The sequence below is a fragment of the Dolichospermum sp. FACHB-1250 genome, from assembly GCF_014696335.1.
In the GTDB taxonomy this organism is placed as follows: Bacteria; Cyanobacteriota; Cyanobacteriia; order Cyanobacteriales; family Nostocaceae; genus Dolichospermum; species Dolichospermum planctonicum.
Genome location: NZ_JACJPZ010000001.1, coordinates 37,859 through 54,672, shown reverse-complemented (window position 1 = coordinate 54,672; position 16,814 = coordinate 37,859). Strand labels below are relative to the sequence as shown.

The 16,814-nt window shown below is 37.5% G+C and carries 13 protein-coding genes and 1 pseudogene; 8 read left to right on the top strand and 6 right to left on the bottom strand.

Annotated features, from left to right (window positions below; translation table 11 throughout):
• Window positions 1-64 precede the first annotated feature (64 nt).
• The gene (locus H6F39_RS00230) at window positions 65-1,297 is read left to right on the top strand and encodes a hypothetical protein (protein WP_190396011.1); all 1,233 of its coding nucleotides are present in this window, start codon (window positions 65-67) and stop codon (window positions 1,295-1,297) included.
• A 298-nt stretch (window positions 1,298-1,595) separates the two neighbouring features.
• Here the strand turns inward: H6F39_RS00230 and H6F39_RS00225 are convergent, their stop codons facing one another.
• Window positions 1,596-1,928, bottom strand: coding sequence for a XisI protein (locus H6F39_RS00225; protein ID WP_168360121.1), 333 nt, complete (start codon window positions 1,926-1,928; stop codon window positions 1,596-1,598).
• Window positions 1,916-2,332, bottom strand: a pseudogene (locus tag H6F39_RS00220) (XisH family protein). Before H6F39_RS00220 ends, H6F39_RS00225 begins: the two are co-directional and overlap by 13 nt.
• A 378-nt stretch (window positions 2,333-2,710) precedes the next feature.
• Here H6F39_RS00220 and H6F39_RS00215 point away from each other — a divergent pair.
• From H6F39_RS00215 to H6F39_RS00200, 4 genes are all read left to right on the top strand, one after another.
• Window positions 2,711-3,634: an energy-coupling factor ABC transporter permease gene (locus H6F39_RS00215; RefSeq protein WP_190371361.1), complete on the top strand. Its 924-nt coding sequence runs from the start codon at window positions 2,711-2,713 to the stop codon at window positions 3,632-3,634.
• 6 nt (window positions 3,635-3,640) lie between these two features.
• On the top strand, window positions 3,641-4,300 hold the full coding sequence (locus H6F39_RS00210; protein ID WP_190396010.1) for an energy-coupling factor transporter transmembrane protein EcfT: 660 nt from the start codon (window positions 3,641-3,643) through the stop codon (window positions 4,298-4,300).
• A gap of 10 nt (window positions 4,301-4,310) precedes the next feature.
• Window positions 4,311-5,075: an energy-coupling factor ABC transporter ATP-binding protein gene (locus tag H6F39_RS00205; RefSeq protein ID WP_137907767.1), complete on the top strand. Its 765-nt coding sequence runs from the start codon at window positions 4,311-4,313 to the stop codon at window positions 5,073-5,075.
• Between the two features lie 237 nt (window positions 5,076-5,312).
• On the top strand, window positions 5,313-5,801 hold the full coding sequence (locus H6F39_RS00200) for a hypothetical protein (RefSeq protein WP_137907768.1): 489 nt from the start codon (window positions 5,313-5,315) through the stop codon (window positions 5,799-5,801).
• A 23-nt stretch (window positions 5,802-5,824) separates the two neighbouring features.
• On the opposite strand, the gene H6F39_RS00195 is transcribed toward H6F39_RS00200, so the two are convergent.
• The 3 genes from H6F39_RS00195 to H6F39_RS00185 all read right to left on the bottom strand — a co-directional run bounded on the left by H6F39_RS00195 (window position 5,825) and on the right by H6F39_RS00185 (window position 8,828).
• Complete coding sequence (locus tag H6F39_RS00195; RefSeq protein WP_190396009.1) at window positions 5,825-7,264, bottom strand: ATP-dependent DNA helicase RecQ; 1,440 nt, start codon at window positions 7,262-7,264, stop codon at window positions 5,825-5,827.
• Between the two features lie 52 nt (window positions 7,265-7,316).
• Window positions 7,317-8,270 carry an isoaspartyl peptidase/L-asparaginase gene (locus H6F39_RS00190; RefSeq protein WP_190371358.1) on the bottom strand — a complete coding sequence of 318 codons (954 nt, stop codon included), beginning with the start codon at window positions 8,268-8,270 and terminating at the stop codon, window positions 7,317-7,319.
• A gap of 396 nt (window positions 8,271-8,666) precedes the next feature.
• Window positions 8,667-8,828 (bottom strand): DUF2256 domain-containing protein, encoded by a 162-nt coding sequence (locus H6F39_RS00185; RefSeq protein WP_137907771.1) that lies wholly within the window; start codon window positions 8,826-8,828, stop codon window positions 8,667-8,669.
• A gap of 297 nt (window positions 8,829-9,125) precedes the next feature.
• On the opposite strand from H6F39_RS00185, the gene H6F39_RS00180 reads away from it, so the two are divergent.
• Complete coding sequence (locus tag H6F39_RS00180; RefSeq protein WP_190396008.1) at window positions 9,126-13,136, top strand: bluetail domain-containing putative surface protein; 4,011 nt, start codon at window positions 9,126-9,128, stop codon at window positions 13,134-13,136.
• Window positions 13,137-13,255: 119 nt separating this feature from the next.
• Entirely contained in the window at window positions 13,256-14,395 is a 1,140-nt protein-coding gene (locus H6F39_RS00175) for a quinone-dependent dihydroorotate dehydrogenase (protein WP_190396007.1), read from the top strand.
• A gap of 96 nt (window positions 14,396-14,491) precedes the next feature.
• On the opposite strand, the gene H6F39_RS00170 is transcribed toward H6F39_RS00175, so the two are convergent.
• Window positions 14,492-15,214, bottom strand: a complete 723-nt coding sequence (locus H6F39_RS00170) for a hypothetical protein (protein WP_137907774.1) — start codon at window positions 15,212-15,214, stop codon at window positions 14,492-14,494.
• 932 nt (window positions 15,215-16,146) lie between these two features.
• Here H6F39_RS00170 and H6F39_RS00165 point away from each other — a divergent pair.
• On the top strand, window positions 16,147-16,668 hold the full coding sequence (locus H6F39_RS00165; protein ID WP_027402274.1) for an NYN domain-containing protein: 522 nt from the start codon (window positions 16,147-16,149) through the stop codon (window positions 16,666-16,668).
• Window positions 16,669-16,814: the final 146 nt, after the last annotated feature.

Below are 16,814 nucleotides of genomic sequence, written 5' to 3'. Positions count from 1 at the left end.
TGATAAATTACCAGTATCTTGCCTATACAGGTAAGTTACACAAAATTTAAAATACAATAATCCTATGAATATCAAATTTTTTCATGCAGATGGTTCATCTTATTTTTTTCTTGATCGGTTGCTTATAGTACCGTTTGGATATAATTATGTTGATAAAAAACCAAGTCCTGTTGAGTTCGGTGAATGCTCTTTAACAGGAGTATTTTTGAAAACTAATAATAATTGTGCTGTGATTGATCTTGATAATCAGTCTGGTCTGAGATTAATTGACCTGCCAAATTTATTTCCTAAGAAAGTTGAACCGATAACAGAACCTAGATTTTTAAGTGATCGAGATCCAAAATATATTTCTGCTAAAAAATATTACGATTATTTGATTGATTTTTATATTGAACAAAATAATGTGGAAACGAATAAATCACCATATGAAAAAATTTTTTTAAAGTTTTATTTTGACCTTTGTTATAAAATTTTCAAAGATCATAAAAATGATTTTTATAAAACAGGTATAGAACAGCTTGCACGTCAAGAATTGGTAAAATCCGCTTACGGTGACGATAATTATTATAATTATGAAGATTATAATAATTATCAATTCCTTCTAGAACAAGAGATAAGAAATACTCAGGAGTTAACGCCTTATCCTTTTAATGATGGTAGAGTATTATTTCAGGTTTTTCTGCCTCTAAATAGCGTACGTTTAAGTGTTGCTGCTAAAGATTTGCGAACGAAGCTTAATAACTCTACCCCTAATAACAACTATAGTTATTATAGTTTTAATGCAGTTGGATACACAAGTAAAGAAAATTTTATAGCCAAATGGGAAAAAGGAGATAATGGCACTAGAAGACAACAAAATAAAAATAAAGTTGGATTTTGTGAAATTGACTTCTTGTTCTGGGATGGTAAAGAGATGAGGCTTGTAGAGATAGATGGTCACAATAAAGATATAAATGAATCTATCGCAAAGAGAGAAAATCTTACTGGACACGAAAATGTAATTTTAGAAAATATTAGCAACGACTCCGTTAAGGTAATGTCCAATAGTTTTATAGAGGGAAGTAGTTCAGATAATAAATTAAAAGGAGATATACTTCATTTTATGTCTCCACGAATGATGCGTTTTTGGGAAAACGAAGATACGTCGTCTTTATTTAAAGACCTTGCACCCATTGGTTTCTTTAACAACTATACTGCTCACTATACTGATGTTCTTCCAAAAGAGCATTTTATATGTATAGAAAAGCTACCTTGGAATCTTAAAACGAACGAAGGACAATATGTTATTTTGGATTAATAATTATTATCAGATTTAATTCTGGCAATAAAATCAGTTTGTTGTGCTTTGATTATAGTTGTCCATTCCATTGGTCAAAATTCGCTTTTATTTTACAAAAAGTATTTATTCTATTATTCCCTATCAAGCAGCAAAAAGCACTAATCTAGATCATATTGCAGCGTTTTGAGTCTAACCAAAAAATATTGAATCCTCAAACCCTAAAAACGCAACTCAAGCAAACATCCTGTAAATCCTTAAATCCTGGATATCCTGATATGGCTACGCCACGCTTCGCTATCAGACAATTGAGATTTAATTAACTAACAGCAAAATCTGTATATTTTCGGACAGAAGGCAATTGAAAACCTAAAACAATATCATCTTTTGGTACACCTAATTCAACCAATTCATTAGCAATTCCCACCTCTGTACCATCCTGCTGAATCCAGATTTTATCATCAATAATATCTAGATGTAAAACAGGTCCATAAATACGAGTTTGATCACGCCAACCTACATAAATTAATTGATAATGGTTATTTTCAAGATCAAAAATTGTCTGTGCTTGAATGCGTTTATCCCAAACCATACTAGCGTGTTGTTTCAGTAAGTTCTGAATATATTGCCGATATTCTTCTAATTTTGCCATTCTGCTATTACCTCTTTTTCAATATTATAAACTACTAAATAAAGTTGATTCATTTTAATCACTGCTTGAATAAAAGGCAGTATAAAAAATTCATTGTAAACAGTAATAGGAACTGCTAAATATAATGTCCGTTCTGGTTCTTGTTCTTGTAAAGCAAGACGATAAATTATAAATTGTCCTCATGCAGCATAAAGTTCTGTAATTTTTGAAGGATTAAGAAAACTTTTGATTTCTATAGCTATTTTTTGTCCTTCTTTTTCGGCTGCAATAACTTTTTCTGCTCCTAAATCAATATATAATTCTAATGTTCCCGCTTGCAATGGATAAGGATCATGACTGATGAACCAGCCCTCTTTTTCTAGTGCTGTTTTGACAATGTTATGAAAAGCATCTTTAGCTGGCACGGTGTTAATTCCAAAATTATAACTTGGTTTCATTAAGTTACTTATATATTAACATTTGACAGTTGGAATAAAAACTAAAAATCCATATTGTAAAATTGTCTGCCTAATTCAGACGTAAATTACCAAAGCTGTAGATTCCTAATCTCTTGCAGCAGATAGAAATCTGAGAAGATGTCATAAATATTTATAAATGTTAATAATTCACAAAATAAATATATAATTTGACGTATTTTTTATTACAAAAATTCTCTAAATAAAATCCCAAAACATCTACCAATAGGGTATTCTCAAGACAGATAAATTTTAGTTTGCTATTAATTTTGTTAATTGTTACATTGCTGAAATTAGTGTAAAGAAAACACAAAAATAGGAGTTTTTATGCACATACCCGATGGATTTGTTTCTGTACCAGTTGCCGCAGTCACCAGTTTAGCCAGTGCGGCGGCTTTATTTGTAGCTTTTGATCGATCGCAAACAGCTTTTGGTATTCGTCGCGCCCCCATATTAGGTTTAACCACAGCCTTTATTTTCGCCGCCCAAATGGTTAATTTTCCCGTAGCGGGGGGGACTAGCGGCCACCTATTGGGAGGGGCTTTAGCAGCGATTATCTTGGGTAGTCCTTGGGCGGGAATGTTATGTATTGCGACGGTTTTGATCATTCAAGCCGTGTTATTTGCCGATGGTGGAATTACTGCCTTGGGAGCAAATATTTTTAACATGGGAGTCATCGGCGTGTGGGTAGCTTGGGGATTAACCCAAACTTTGCAAAGACTCTTTGGCGGTTTTCAAAGACTTTTACCCCTAGCGGCGGGAATAGCAGCGGGAGTTAGCGTAGTTGTTGCCGCTATAGCTTGTGCTATTGAATTAGCCCTTTCGGGGACAGCACCAGCCAACCTAGTGTTACCCACGATGACAGGTATACATATTTTGATCGGTGTTGGGGAAGGGGCGATTACCGGAGGTGTTCTAAATTACCTATCTACAACTCGTCCAGATTTATTACCAGGTGAAGAACAGAAAATTAGAGGTTGGTTAGTTCCCGTTGTCAGTATTTTACTGATTTCAGGTGTATTATCCCTATGCGCTTCCGCTTGGCCTGATGGTTTGGAAAAGGTAGCAGAAAACTTAGGATTTATTCATTTAGCGGAAAACGTGCGGGTAATTGTGCCGACACCTTTAGCTGATTACAATATTCAAGGTTTAGGGAAAATTGGCACTAGTATTACCGGGTTGGTAGGTGCTACAGCTTGCTTTGCTGTGGCTTTTGGCATTGCCAAAATTATCAGACCGAAAAATGCTTAATTAATTATGATGCAAATTTCCTTGCCATTACGCTTGCAATTATCCCTAATTATCGTAATTGGGGCGGCTTTTTTAAAGTATCATACTTGGTCTAATTTACTTGTCTATGGAGCGATCGCTCTTGTGTGGGTTGATTTGTTACAAGTACCCCTACCCAAATTAGGCGGTCTACTGGGTGCAGAATTAATTTTTTTATCCTTCGTGGCCTTACCATTGGGATGGGAACGAGCTAGTTTTTTGCTTGTGCGTTCCCTAATTTGTTTAATTGTCATGAATGGCTTTTTATTAACCCTACCTCCCCATAGTTTGGGTATCGCTCTCAAAAGCTTACCCATACCTGCACCATTAAAAGAAAACCTGATTCTCGCTGGACAATACTTAGAAATATTACTCTTAGAAGTGACGCGAATGCAGCGCAGCGCCCAACTGCGTGGTTTAAATGGTACAGCAGGGTGGCTACGTTATGCTAGTGCTGCCATGATTGGGGCTTTATATCTCCGCACCCTAGACAGAGCCGAAAGAGTTTATGCTGCTATGGTAGCCCGTGGATATAACGGAAAATTACCCCTAGATTCCCCCCTCAAACCGAAAGAACGCTTTACCCTATTAATAGCTGGGGTGATAGCTACTTGTTTAACCCTAAGTTCTTACTTTACTGTTATTTGAGTGGTGAATCTTGACATCATTAACTTCTAATCCCCAAATTTCCCTTTCGCAACCCCATACTGCTGTTGTTGAAGTCCAAAATCTGGCTTACGCTTATTCACAACAGCACCCCGTATTACAAGAAATTTCCTTTAGCTTACAAACAGGCGATCGCGTCGCTTTAATGGGAGCTACTGGTTCAGGAAAAAGCACCTTATTAGAAAACCTGATCGGCTTAAAACATCCCCAAAGCGGCAAAATTTGGATTAACGGTATACCGATATTGCCAAACACTTTACCGCAAATTAGGCAACAAATTGGTTTTAGCTTTCAAGATCCTAATGACCAATTATTTATGCCCACAATCCTGGAAGATATCACCTTTGGACCCCTTAACTATGGCATTTCCCCCATAGCTGCAAAGGATAAAGCCCATCAACTATTAGCCGACTTTGGATTAGAAGCCTACGCCCACCGTTCTGCTCATGAACTTTCTGGAGGACAAAGACGTTTAGCCGCCTTAGCGGCGATTTTAGCCCTAGATCCTGACATTCTCATCTTAGACGAACCCACCAACGGACTAGACCCAGCATGGCGACGACATTTAGCCCAAGTATTATTAAAATTGCCTGTAAAAGTCATGTTAATAGCTTCCCATGATCTCCAGTGGCTAGGAAGAGTCACCCAACGGGCTTTAGTTTTATCTAATGGTAAAATCCAAATAGATAGCGATATTCAACCACTGTTGCAAGATGGCAAAACCTTAGATAAACTGGGTTTGCCAGTAGATTGGTAAACTGGGGCTAACAGGGATTTTGCTGGTCAATGAACCACGGTTTTTGTTTCGCGCAGAGGCGCGAAGTAGGAAAGGCGCGAAGGAAGAAGGTAATCTGCGGTTTAAATAGATAAAAACTGCTGTCATATCTCTAATCTATGCCCTGCTTCCTATTTTCCTAAATTTGGGGGTTTAAGTCCCCGTTTCCCACTCTCTTGAATTTTAAATTTTTAAATTCTTAAATTCTTAAGTTCTTAAATGTTGTTTTCTCGTTATCCAGTTATTGCTCCTGTTACTCTGAGCATTGCTTTATTAATTACTAGTTGTAGTGACAGTAAAACCTCCCAATGTCAGCGACTAATTAAAGCCGTTAATCAGGGTACATCACTGATTGATACCAAAAAAGGTCAGCAAGTATCAACTAGTTTAAAGTTATCTAAAGACTTGAAAAATGTCACTCAAGAACTTCAGAAATTGAACTTAAAAGATCCTAAATTAAAAGAATTTGAAAGCGGTTTTATCAAAGTCTTTGATCATCTCAGTCAAGCCATAGGTAAAGCTGCTAAGGCTCTTGGTGATACTAAAACAGCAGAAGCATCTTCAGATGGTAAAATCACAATTCAAAAAGCTAGAAGAGAAATTGATTCCGCACTGACAACCGCAGCCAAAACCGCTGGTAAACAATCAGATACTTTAGCTGTTGAGTTGAATAAATATTGTAGCCAAGAACAATCAATTAAGAATTAAAAATGATCATTAACAAATGATAATTAATTTCTACAATTATCACAATGTCCACAACGCCAATTAACAGTTGGTGTTTCAAAGCCAAAAGCATTTAATAAAAACCGCCAACGACACTGTTTAGTAGTGAGATATTCACTCAGTTTACCAGTTTGTAATTGGGTTTGTGCTGGCTTTCTTGACTGAGAAGAAATAGAATAATGAAAAGGATCAAGCCATTCCAATTGTCCGTTACTATGGAGAAGAGAAAGAGCCACCGCACTATTGGGAAATTCTTTAATTACACTATTTATTTCCCCTTGGGGTGGTAATTTCTTGACTAATTTTCGCGCTCTTTGTTGTTGTAATTGTAGTTGTTGTTCAAAAAATTTTTGTCTTTGTTTATCCCCAGGATCTAAAAATCCTGTCGGTTCACTGACCAAGGTTAAAACATCAGCAGGTTTCCCGTCTCTTCCCGCTCTCCCTATTTCTTGTACATATTCAGATAATAAATATGGTGGATGAAAATGCACCACCCAACGCACATCAGATTTATTTATCCCCATACCAAAAGCACAAGTAGAGACCACAAACGGGATTTTTCCACTTAACCAATTAGCTTCAATATTCCGGCGTTCTGTAGGGCTTAATCCTGCATGATAACTAGCAGTATGATAACCCCTTTCTATTAACCATTGGCTGAGATATTCGCTATCTTTTCGAGTTCTTACATAAATTAAACCAACTTGATTTGGTCGTTTTTGTATAAACTTTAATAATTGTTGTTTTCTTCCTCTAGGAGTCCAAGCAATTCGGACAATAGGGTTTAAATTTTCTCGGTAGGGATTAATCTTAAAAATATCAGGTTTGTCTAATTTTAAAACTTGAGAAATAATCTTTTCAGCTAAAGGATCAGCAGTGGCGGTAAAAGCTGCTATACTAATTTTTGTTCCTGGTGGTTTTGATTTTAGTAACGCTTCCCGCACAGTTCCTAACCGTTGGTAAGCTGGACGAAAACTATCACCCCATTGGACTAAACAATGGGCTTCATCTAGTATTAAACCATTAAGTAGTTGAAGACTACACAACTTTTGCCAAACTATTGGACTCAGTAAGGTTTCAGGAGATAAATATAATAATCTTAATTCATTGTTTTCCAAAGCTTGCAAAGTTTTCTGTCGTTGTAATGCGGGTAATTCACTGTGTAAAAGTGCTGCTTTTTGCTGTTTTTGACGTAATTCCTCAACTTGGTTTTCCATGAGCGCCACCAAAGGAGAAATGACTAAAGTTAATCCTGTGTTTAGTAGTGCGGGAAGTTGAAAACAAATAGATTTTCCCCCACCTGTGGGCATAATAATTAAAGCATCTTTTTGTGATATTAAACAGTTAATAATTTCCTTTTGGGGAGGACGAAAATCGTCATATCCCCAAATTGCTTTTAATGCTGTGCGAAGATCATGATCAGATTGTGTTAAGGGAATACTCATTTTTTACCCATTACCCATTACCCATTACTAATTACCCATTACCCATTACCCATTACCCATGACCAATTAATTCTTGATCATCCCATTCTAAAGTATCACCAATGTTTTCTCCATTATGGTAAGCAGCCAGTAATACCTCACAGGTTTTACCATAGGATATCATGCCAGTGGCATCTAGAGCGATCGCTCCAAAATCCCTGTTATTTTGCCGCGCTTCTGTAAATGATTTCTGCATTGCATCCTGTAGGGACATTCCATCTGTTACCCTCACCACAACTTTAGCGGCTAAACACTCATCAATAATATCTTCACCAATACCTGTACAACTAACACCTGCATGAAAATTTGCATAATTACCCGCTGGCATCGCTGAATCACTAACGCGGCCAATTCTTTCAAAGCCTTTACCACCTGTAGAAGTACCAGCAGCTAATTTACCATCACCATCTAAAGCCACAACACCAATAGTTCCCCTCCCCGCATTACTACTTAATGCCATCTCTGGTTCTGCTACCACACCAGCCATAGTTCTTTGAAAATTACCTTGACGTTCTAGAGTCCATTCTTGCAAGCGCAAATCGGTTAAACCATTGTAACTAGGCATTTGCAACTCCCGCGCTAACTCGGCCGCACCATAATCAGACAAAACCCGGTCATCGGAATTTTGTAAAAATAGTGCCATTTCAATGGGGTTTTTTACCCGTGACACATTAATTACACCACTAAAACGGCCAGTAGTCCCATCCATGATAGAAGCACTCATGCGAATTTGTCCATCAGATTGCAGTACAGAACCAGTACCAGCATTAAAGCGTGGTTCATCTTCTAACATTTGACAACCCCGAACTACAGCCTCGGTTGCATTTGCACCATTTAGTAAAAGAGCATAAACATCCGCAACGATTTTAGATAGAGAATTACGAACCGCTATCAATCCCCCCTTACCTTGCAGGGAACTACCAGCGCCACCATGAATAATTAATTTAGGTTGTACTTGTAATGTCATGTTATCTTCTTATTTGTTCGTTATTATGTTAAATATTAATTGTCAATTAACCATTGTCAATAGGACTGATGCAAGTGTCACAAAAAATTATAGATAAAATCAAATAAAATCAAATAAAATCAAATAAAATCAAATAAAATCAAATAAAATATTAATAAATATAATATAATTTGTTTGTAGTCAGGGCTAAAGCCCTGATCAGTCTTACCATAGTGTTTGGCAGATAAGACTAAAGTCTTACAGCAGTTTCCGATATTCACAAAGTACAGATATTAATAATAACACTCTTGTGGTGCGGGCATCTTGCCCGCACAAAGTGTACCTCACTCAAAGCTACTTACTGTAACTACGATTTCATTTTATTATCCCAGTTGCGTCAGTCGTGGTCAATGTTCCCTAAGTCTCATTTTGAGCGTGAGAACGACGACGACGACAACGTTCCGAACAATATTTTACTTCATCCCAACAATCTTGCCATTTTTTCCGCCAAGTAAAAGGACGTTGACAGACTACACAGACTTTTTCCGGTAAATCGGATTTAGAACGAACACGACCCATAATAATCAAGGTAATTGGTAATTGGTAATTGGTGATAAAATCCCTGTTTTCATCCTTGAATCATAAATATCCTGATTCTGACAGTATAGTTATAGCTTTTTTGATCTTGTATAAACTGTTTACTGTTTATATGTTATATAATAAAGTCGTTTCAGTCTAAGCCCATTTGGGGAAAGCTTTTTTGTGGTCTGCACTTCAACAAGCTCAGACACAATAAACTAGGGATTTCAGCCTCGACAGTGTTTAAGTCTTAAAATCTGACAATTTTACTGTTTTTTAACTTAAAAGGCGAAAAAAATGACTCAAAATCAGAATTACATCAATAATCTTCTGAATACAGCCATTCCTGGCGTTTATGATACCTTATTTGACTATGCTCGTTCTCAGAATTTCTGGACAATATTAGGGACAGCTTTCGGGTCTAGTGACAATCGCTTAAAAGCAGAGTCTATTCTTGCTCAGTGGAAATCAAAAAATTTCAGTGCTTTACCAAATATTGAAGTCGTTAGTGGTACAGTGCTAGGGAACGCAAGAGGAGGCTATGGTGCAAGTCAGAATAAGATTTATCTATCTGATACTTTTCTCAATACTGCCACTGTAAACGAAATTCAGGCTATTCTTTTAGAAGAAATTGGGCATTATTTAGACGCTCAAATCAACCTCACAGACACCAGAGGAGATGAAGGTGAATATTTCTCTGCTTTAGTGCGTGGTGTATCTGTAAGTGCTACGGAAATAAATCGTATCCAAAATGAAAATGATCATCGGACTATTACCCTAAATGGCCAAAATATTGCCATTGAAGAAGCGGGGATTACCGTCTATGAGACAGTTAAGTTAGCTAGTTTGGGAAGTGCTTTTTTGGGAAGTGCTTCTGTTAAATCTTCCGGTAGTAATTACGTTTGGGTAGCTACCAAGGGAGCAAATTCTGTTCTTAACCTCTACAACGGCACAACAACATTACCAATTGCCAATAGTGTCTATGATAGTTTTACAACAATTAATATTTCTGGTAATACAGTTGTTTATACCAAAAAAGATGGTAATGACACAGAGATTTATCGTTACAGTGGTGGCACAACAACCAAACTGACTAATAACACAATTAACGACTACGCACCTCAGATTGCTGGTAATACTGTCCTCTGGTATGCTGATGATGGTACGGATATGGAAATATTCCGCAATAATGGCACAACCACAACTCAACTTACCAATAACGACACAGACGAAAGGGGTTTAAAACTATCAGGTAGTAATGCTGTCTGGGTTGGTTGGGATGGTAATGACTACGAAATTTATCTGAACAACGGAACTACTACAACTCAACTGACAAACAACACCACCGACGATTATAGTCCTGTTATTTCTGATAATAAAGTAGCGTGGTTTAACTGGAATGGTACGGCAGAAAACTTGTTTTTCTACAATGGTACAACTACTACCCGAATTACCAATAACATTGAGGTTTATAATCCACTAGTTTCTGGGGATAAGGTTGTCTACTCTAAATATGATGGCACAAATTATTCTCTTCAGCTTTACAATGGTACTACTAACACCACAACCCAACTAGCCAGTCAGTTGTTGCCAAGTCAGTCGTCGCCAAGTCAGTCGTCGTCACCGGCAAACTTTAAGATTGATGGTAATTGGGTTGTTTGGGTAGATACAACAACAAATAGTAATAGTTCTCCTAGTTCCACATTGAAACTCTACAATGGAACTTCAACGGTAACACTAGGTAATTCCTTCCCTTTTTATGACTATTCTTTTTATCTTAACGGCAATTTCACTGTTGCCAATAACAAGGTGGCATGGTTAGGCACTAGTAATAGTAATAATAGCAGTAATCGTGATATCTTTCTTTACGATGGCACAACCACCACCCAAATTACCACTGGTGGTAGTTATTCTAACTATAACTCAAGTAACTTAACCATTGTTGGCAATAGTGTTCTGTCAATACTAAACAATGACTTATACATTACCCAACCTTCCACAATGCCTGGTCTAAGTATCAATAGTGTCACAGTAATAGAAGGGCAAACCTCCCCACAAAATGCAGTTTTAACCGTCACCCTTTCTGCGGCCAGTACAACTACTGTAACTGTCCAATATGCCACCAGCTCCTCCTATCCAGGAGGCTACACTGCTTCTCCGGGTGATGACTACACTCCCACTACAGGTACAGTGACTTTTAACGCTGGGGAAACCACAAAGACTATTAACGTCCCCATTTTGGATGATAACTCTCGAGAATCTGATGAAACCTTTAGCGTCACACTTTCCAATCCTACTGTTGCTTTTTTGATACCAGGGCAAAATACAGGCATAGTAACTATTAGTGACACTGTACAATCTAGTGCTACTACTACCCTACCCGCAGGTGTGGAAAACCTGACCTTGACCGGAACTGGGAATATTAACGGTACTGGCAACATTAACAGTAACACTATCCGGGGCAACAGCGGCAATAATATCCTTAATGGTGGTGCAGGTAATGATACTTTAGATGGTGGATTAGGTACAGATACCTTAATTGGTGGTGCGGGTGACGATACTTATATTGTTGATACCACCACCGACACTATTACCGAAAATGCTAACGCAGGTACAGATACAATTCAATCTAGTATCACCTGGAGTATTGCCACGTTGACAAACATCGAAAACCTGACTTTATCGGGAACAACCGCAATTAACGGTACTGGTAATGCAGGTAATAACGTCATTACTGGTAATACTGGTAATAACATCTTAGATGGTGGTGCAGGTAATGATACTTTAGATAGTGGATTAGGTACAGATACCTTGATTGGTGGTGCGGGTAATGACATTTATATTGTTGATACCAGCACTGACACTATTACCGAAAATGCCAACGCAGGTACAGATACAATTCAATCTAGTATCACCTGGAGTATTGCCACGTTGACAAACATCGAAAACCTGACTTTATCGGGATATAACGCAATTAACGGTACTGGTAATGCAGGTAATAACGTCATTACTGGTAATACTTATGATAACATCTTAGATGGTGGTGCAGGTAATGATACCTTAGATGGTGGAGCAGGAGATTATGATACTGATACCTTACTTGGTGGTGCGGGTAACGATACTTACATTGTAACAAGTGATTATTATGATACTGATATTGTTACTGAAAATGCCAATGAAGGAACTGATACTGTCCAGTATTCTTCTCGTACAAGCTATTATTATATCCCTTATGATAGTTACACATTAGGAGCTAACCTAGAAAACCTGACTTTAACGGGAACAACTGCAATTAACGGTACTGGTAATGGAGGTAATAACGTCATTACTGGTAATACTGGTAATAACATCCTAGATGGTGGATTAGGTACAGATACCTTGATTGGTGGTGCGGGTAATGACATTTATATTGTTGATACCAGCACCGACACCATTACCGAAAATGCTAACGCAGGTACAGATACAATTCAATCTAGTATCACCTGGAGTATTGCCACGTTGACAAACATCGAAAACCTGACTTTATCGGGATATAACGCAATTAACGGTACTGGTAATGCAGGTAATAACGTCATTACTGGTAATTATTATAATAACACCTTAAATGGTGGTGCAGGTAATGATACCTTAGATGGTGGTGCAGGTAGTGATACTTTGATTGGTGGTGCGGGTGACGATACTTACTTTGTAACAGATTACTATTCCTTTTCTTACTCTTATTATGATACTGTTACTGAAAATGCCAATGAAGGAACTGATACTGTCCAGTATTCTCCTGAATATGGTAGTTACAGTTACACATTAGGAGCTAACCTAGAAAACCTGACTTTAACGGGAACAACCGCAATTAACGGTACTGGTAATGCAGGTAATAACGTCATTACTGGTAATACTGGTAATAACACCATAACTGGCGGTACAGGAAAAGATACTCTAACCGGAGGATTGGGAATAGACCGTTTTGATTACCGTAATTTAGCTGATTCTGTCTTCAGTAGTTTTGATGTGATTACAGACTTCAATGCTACTGCCAATAATGATTTATTCCTTGTTTCCACTGCCCGCAGTGTATTTTCTGATGTGGGATCTGTGGCAACACTGAATACAACCGGAATTGCAGCTAAGTTAACCAATACTGCTTTTGTAGCTAACTCCGCTGCTCAATTTACCTTTGGTACTGGTGCTAGTATCCGTAGTTTTGTCGCTATTAATGATGGAACGGCAGGATTTAGTGCTGCTACTGATGCTATTATAGAGGTGACGGGCTTAACGGGGACTTTGGCATTAGCTAATTTTGTCACAGTTTAGTTAATAGACATCAGGTGAACATTTAATGTTTTAATGTGCGTTACGGCTTTGCCTAACGCACCCTACAAGTAGTATATTATTTTCTGTAATTCCCTAATTTAACTGACTCCTAACCTAAATTGGATATTTATAAAGCATTAGTTGGTCATTTTTTATTTACTCTGGTGAAAACAGACCCAGAGTGGTTACACAAACAAACTATTAGTAGTCTCAATTGGCTGGCAAAAACCAGCTATTATCCGGCTAATAATTGTTTAAATCATCTCCTTTACCAATCTTTATCGCTCCAACACCCACGACTAGAACAAACTATACTGGGAATGAAATTTCCTAATCCTTTGGGTTTGGCTGCTGGATTTGACAAAGACGGTGTTGGCGCTAGTTTGTGGCATAATTTTGGGTTTGGTTTTGCTGAATTGGGTACTGTTACTTATCACCCCCAACCGGGAAATCCCCCCCCTCGGTTATTTCGTTTACCTTTAGATCAAGCAGCACTTAACCGGATGGGTTTTAATAATGCCGGTGCTGTCGCTATGGCCGCAAGACTCAAGGAGGGGAAAGAAAACTTGAATTATCCAATACCTATACCTATAGGTATAAATTTAGGTAAATCCAAGATCACAGCTTTGGAATTAGCAGCCCAGGATTACCTAGAGAGTTTTCGATTACTCAAGGATTTGGGTGATTATTTTGTAGTTAATGTTTCTTCTCCTAATACTCCGGGATTGCGATCGCTCCAGGATGCTGCTATGCTCAGTCAAATCATAGATGTATTGCAACGAGAAAATAGGGCAAATAAACCCATCTTTGTGAAAATAGCCCCCGATTTAGAATGGGAGGCCATAGCTGATATTATTAGTCTAGCTAAAACTTACCAAATTGCTGGTTTAATCGCCACTAACACCACTATTAGTCGTGTGGGACTGAAAACCCAAATCATTGAAAAAACAGGTAAATCCCCCCAAGAGGAGGGGGGAGGAATTAGCGGAAAACCAGTGAGAGATCGTTCTACAGAGGTAATTCGTTTTATTTACGAACAAACCCAAGGACAGATGCCAATCATTGGTGTAGGTGGTATATTTAGCTCTGAGGATGCTTGGGAAAAAATCACAGCGGGAGCTTGTCTGATTCAAACTTATACAGGCTGGATTTATGAAGGTCCAATGATGGTACGTCGTATCCTCGCTGGGTTATTAACTAAACTGGAAGAGAAGGGCTTGACATCTATCAGTCAAGCGATAGGGGTGGGTAATAGCTGATTGGATTTTGGATTTTGGATTTTGGATTTTGGATTTTGGATTTTGGATTTTGGATTGTATGGTAGTTTACTCCTCCCGACCCCTAACTCCAGAACCCTATTCTTTTATGGGGAAAAAATCCTTAGATTTACGAGAATAGGACCAAGCAATACCATCAGGATCACGGCTACGACTCCACTCAGGGAAATCTGGGTCATTGCGTCGCTTGTAAACTGTACTGGAATAGACATTGAGCCTTTTAGCTAATTCAGATTGAATCAGTGAACCAAAAACTAACTGTTTTTCTAAGGGTTTTTTGATTTCCTCCGGGGTTGGTTCGGGTAAAGATTCAAATTCAGATTTCTCTTCCTGGGGTATTGAAGTCGGTGGAGCTAAAAACGAACGGGCAACTTTAGTAACTGGTTGTCTGGGAATATCTTCCGAATATTCACTACTATCAAGAATATCGCCGAGAATACTGGCAGTGATAAAATAGTAGGATTGTCCCTCATTTTCCGATTCGAGTACACTAGCGCCAAATTCCTTGGCCTTAGCATCTAAATAACGTTTTCCCGTCTCTCCAGAAAAATTAGCCTTAATTGCCAAATCCATGGGTGTAATTTTTCCCTGGTTTTCCTGAATTAACTCGTAGAAAATTGGGTTAACTTGATTACACCACTTTTCCCATGTATATTGCTGCCAAATAGTCAAAACCATTAACAGCAATAAGATTACGAGTAAAACTTTCCAGGTATTGACCAGTAAAACAATCACAAATGATATCGGCAAAATTAGAACGAGAAAACTTTTCCCGTAATTTTCTATGGTTTTTTCACTCATGCTGATTTTTGCCAAGTTATTTTCTATAAAATAATATTTCTATCTTGGCAAAAATTTGGACATTTGTTTGTATCTTTCGGCAAAAATGTCGCTAATTACTTGGCAAAAGCTAGTTACTTGTGTAAAAATAACAGGTTACACTGATAACGGATATACCCCCAATGGACAATTTACCGTACCAATGGATACTGAGGAGGAGGGGAAAATATCCTGATACTGGGTTAGTTATGTAAATATTCCTTGATGTGGAGCGAAATTTTTATAAAGTGGTGCTAAGGTAACTTTACACATATATAATTTGTAAGTTGATATTTGATCAAACTTCCAAAGCAAAGTGAAGTATTGATAATACTCTCAAATCATGCCTACAATTGATGAAAAAATATATTGATGAATATCGGTCTATTCTCTACCCCAAATTAGTTATCATACCCCTTTAGTAGTAAAATTGAATATTATCTAGTTCGGAATGCTGTTACTAGGTCAATTTTATTGGTAAATTTTGATCAGAGGATGTTTTAAAAGTATTTTTGGTAATATTAAAGCCTCAGTAAACCAACCCCCATCCCTTCCCTACCTGCTACGAGAAGAGACAAAAGGAAAAACTTTTGGAAAAACTTTTGTTACTGGGGGAGTAAGAGTCACAGTCTCTCCTCCTGCGGGAAAGAGATTTACAAGAGGGGTAGTATACTTTGTGACTTCTCAAACATCTTCTGCTTTTGAGAAAATTTTAATCAGTACCGGAGGTGGAACAAGTTAAATAATTGGGATCTGATCTGGGATATTTTAGCCAAGTTTTGGCTTCTAAAGTGGTAAGATCATAGCTATATATAATTATGTGCATTAGATATCTTAGCAAAATTACGACTTGATAATTGCTATAATCTATTCTTACCTCTAACATTCTTATCTATTATTAGGTGTAAATTTTTATGGGTTCTCCAATGAATCGTCTGTCTATTTTTGTAGACGGAAACAATATGTTCTATGCTCAACAGAAAAATGGTTGGTTTTTTGACCCCCGGCGTGTTTTAGAATATTTCAAGTATGAACAGTCTGACACAACATTGATCAATGCTTTCTGGTATACTGGATTAAAAGACCCCCAGGATCAACGCGGTTTTCGAGATGCACTCATCAGTTTAGGTTATACAGTCCGCACGAAAATCCTCAAGGAGTATTATGATGATGCTTCCGGTCGTTACTCCCAAAAAGCCAATTTAGATATTGAAATTGTCGTTGATATGTTTAATACGGTAGATCAATATGACAGAGTTGTATTATTCAGCGGAGATGGTGATTTTGAAAGGGCTATCGAGTTATTACGCTCCAAGAATACACATATTACAGTAGTATCAACGGAAGGGATGATTGCTAGAGAGCTACGTAATGCTACTGATAGATATATAGACTTGAATGATATTAGAGACAGAATAGAAAAAACTGACGGTTAATTACCTTAGTATTTATTTACAAATCTCAAAATTAAAAACTAAAGTTCATAGTTCAAGCTATTTTATCAAGAAAGAATATAGGAATTAGCAGTCAATAAATGATCATAAATTCCGTAGAATTAACAAATAACAAATCAAAATATTGA

Bases quoted from the DNA above. Each gene is read 5' to 3' on its own strand.
- H6F39_RS00190 (WP_190371358.1), bottom strand. From the start codon at position 8,270: ATGACATTACAAGTACAACCTAAATTAATTATTCATGGTGGCGCTGGT.
- H6F39_RS00165 (WP_027402274.1), top strand. From the start codon at position 16,147: ATGGGTTCTCCAATGAATCGTCTGTCTATTTTTGTAGACGGAAACAAT.
- H6F39_RS00225 (WP_168360121.1), bottom strand. From the start codon at position 1,928: ATGGCAAAATTAGAAGAATATCGGCAATATATTCAGAACTTACTGAAA.
- H6F39_RS00210 (WP_190396010.1), top strand. From the start codon at position 3,641: ATGATGCAAATTTCCTTGCCATTACGCTTGCAATTATCCCTAATTATC.
- H6F39_RS00200 (WP_137907768.1), top strand. From the start codon at position 5,313: ATGTTGTTTTCTCGTTATCCAGTTATTGCTCCTGTTACTCTGAGCATT.
- H6F39_RS00170 (WP_137907774.1), bottom strand. From the start codon at position 15,214: ATGAGTGAAAAAACCATAGAAAATTACGGGAAAAGTTTTCTCGTTCTA.
- H6F39_RS00230 (WP_190396011.1), top strand. From the start codon at position 65: ATGAATATCAAATTTTTTCATGCAGATGGTTCATCTTATTTTTTTCTT.
- H6F39_RS00180 (WP_190396008.1), top strand. From the start codon at position 9,126: ATGACTCAAAATCAGAATTACATCAATAATCTTCTGAATACAGCCATT.
- H6F39_RS00185 (WP_137907771.1), bottom strand. From the start codon at position 8,828: ATGGGTCGTGTTCGTTCTAAATCCGATTTACCGGAAAAAGTCTGTGTA.
- H6F39_RS00215 (WP_190371361.1), top strand. From the start codon at position 2,711: ATGCACATACCCGATGGATTTGTTTCTGTACCAGTTGCCGCAGTCACC.
- H6F39_RS00195 (WP_190396009.1), bottom strand. From the start codon at position 7,264: ATGAGTATTCCCTTAACACAATCTGATCATGATCTTCGCACAGCATTA.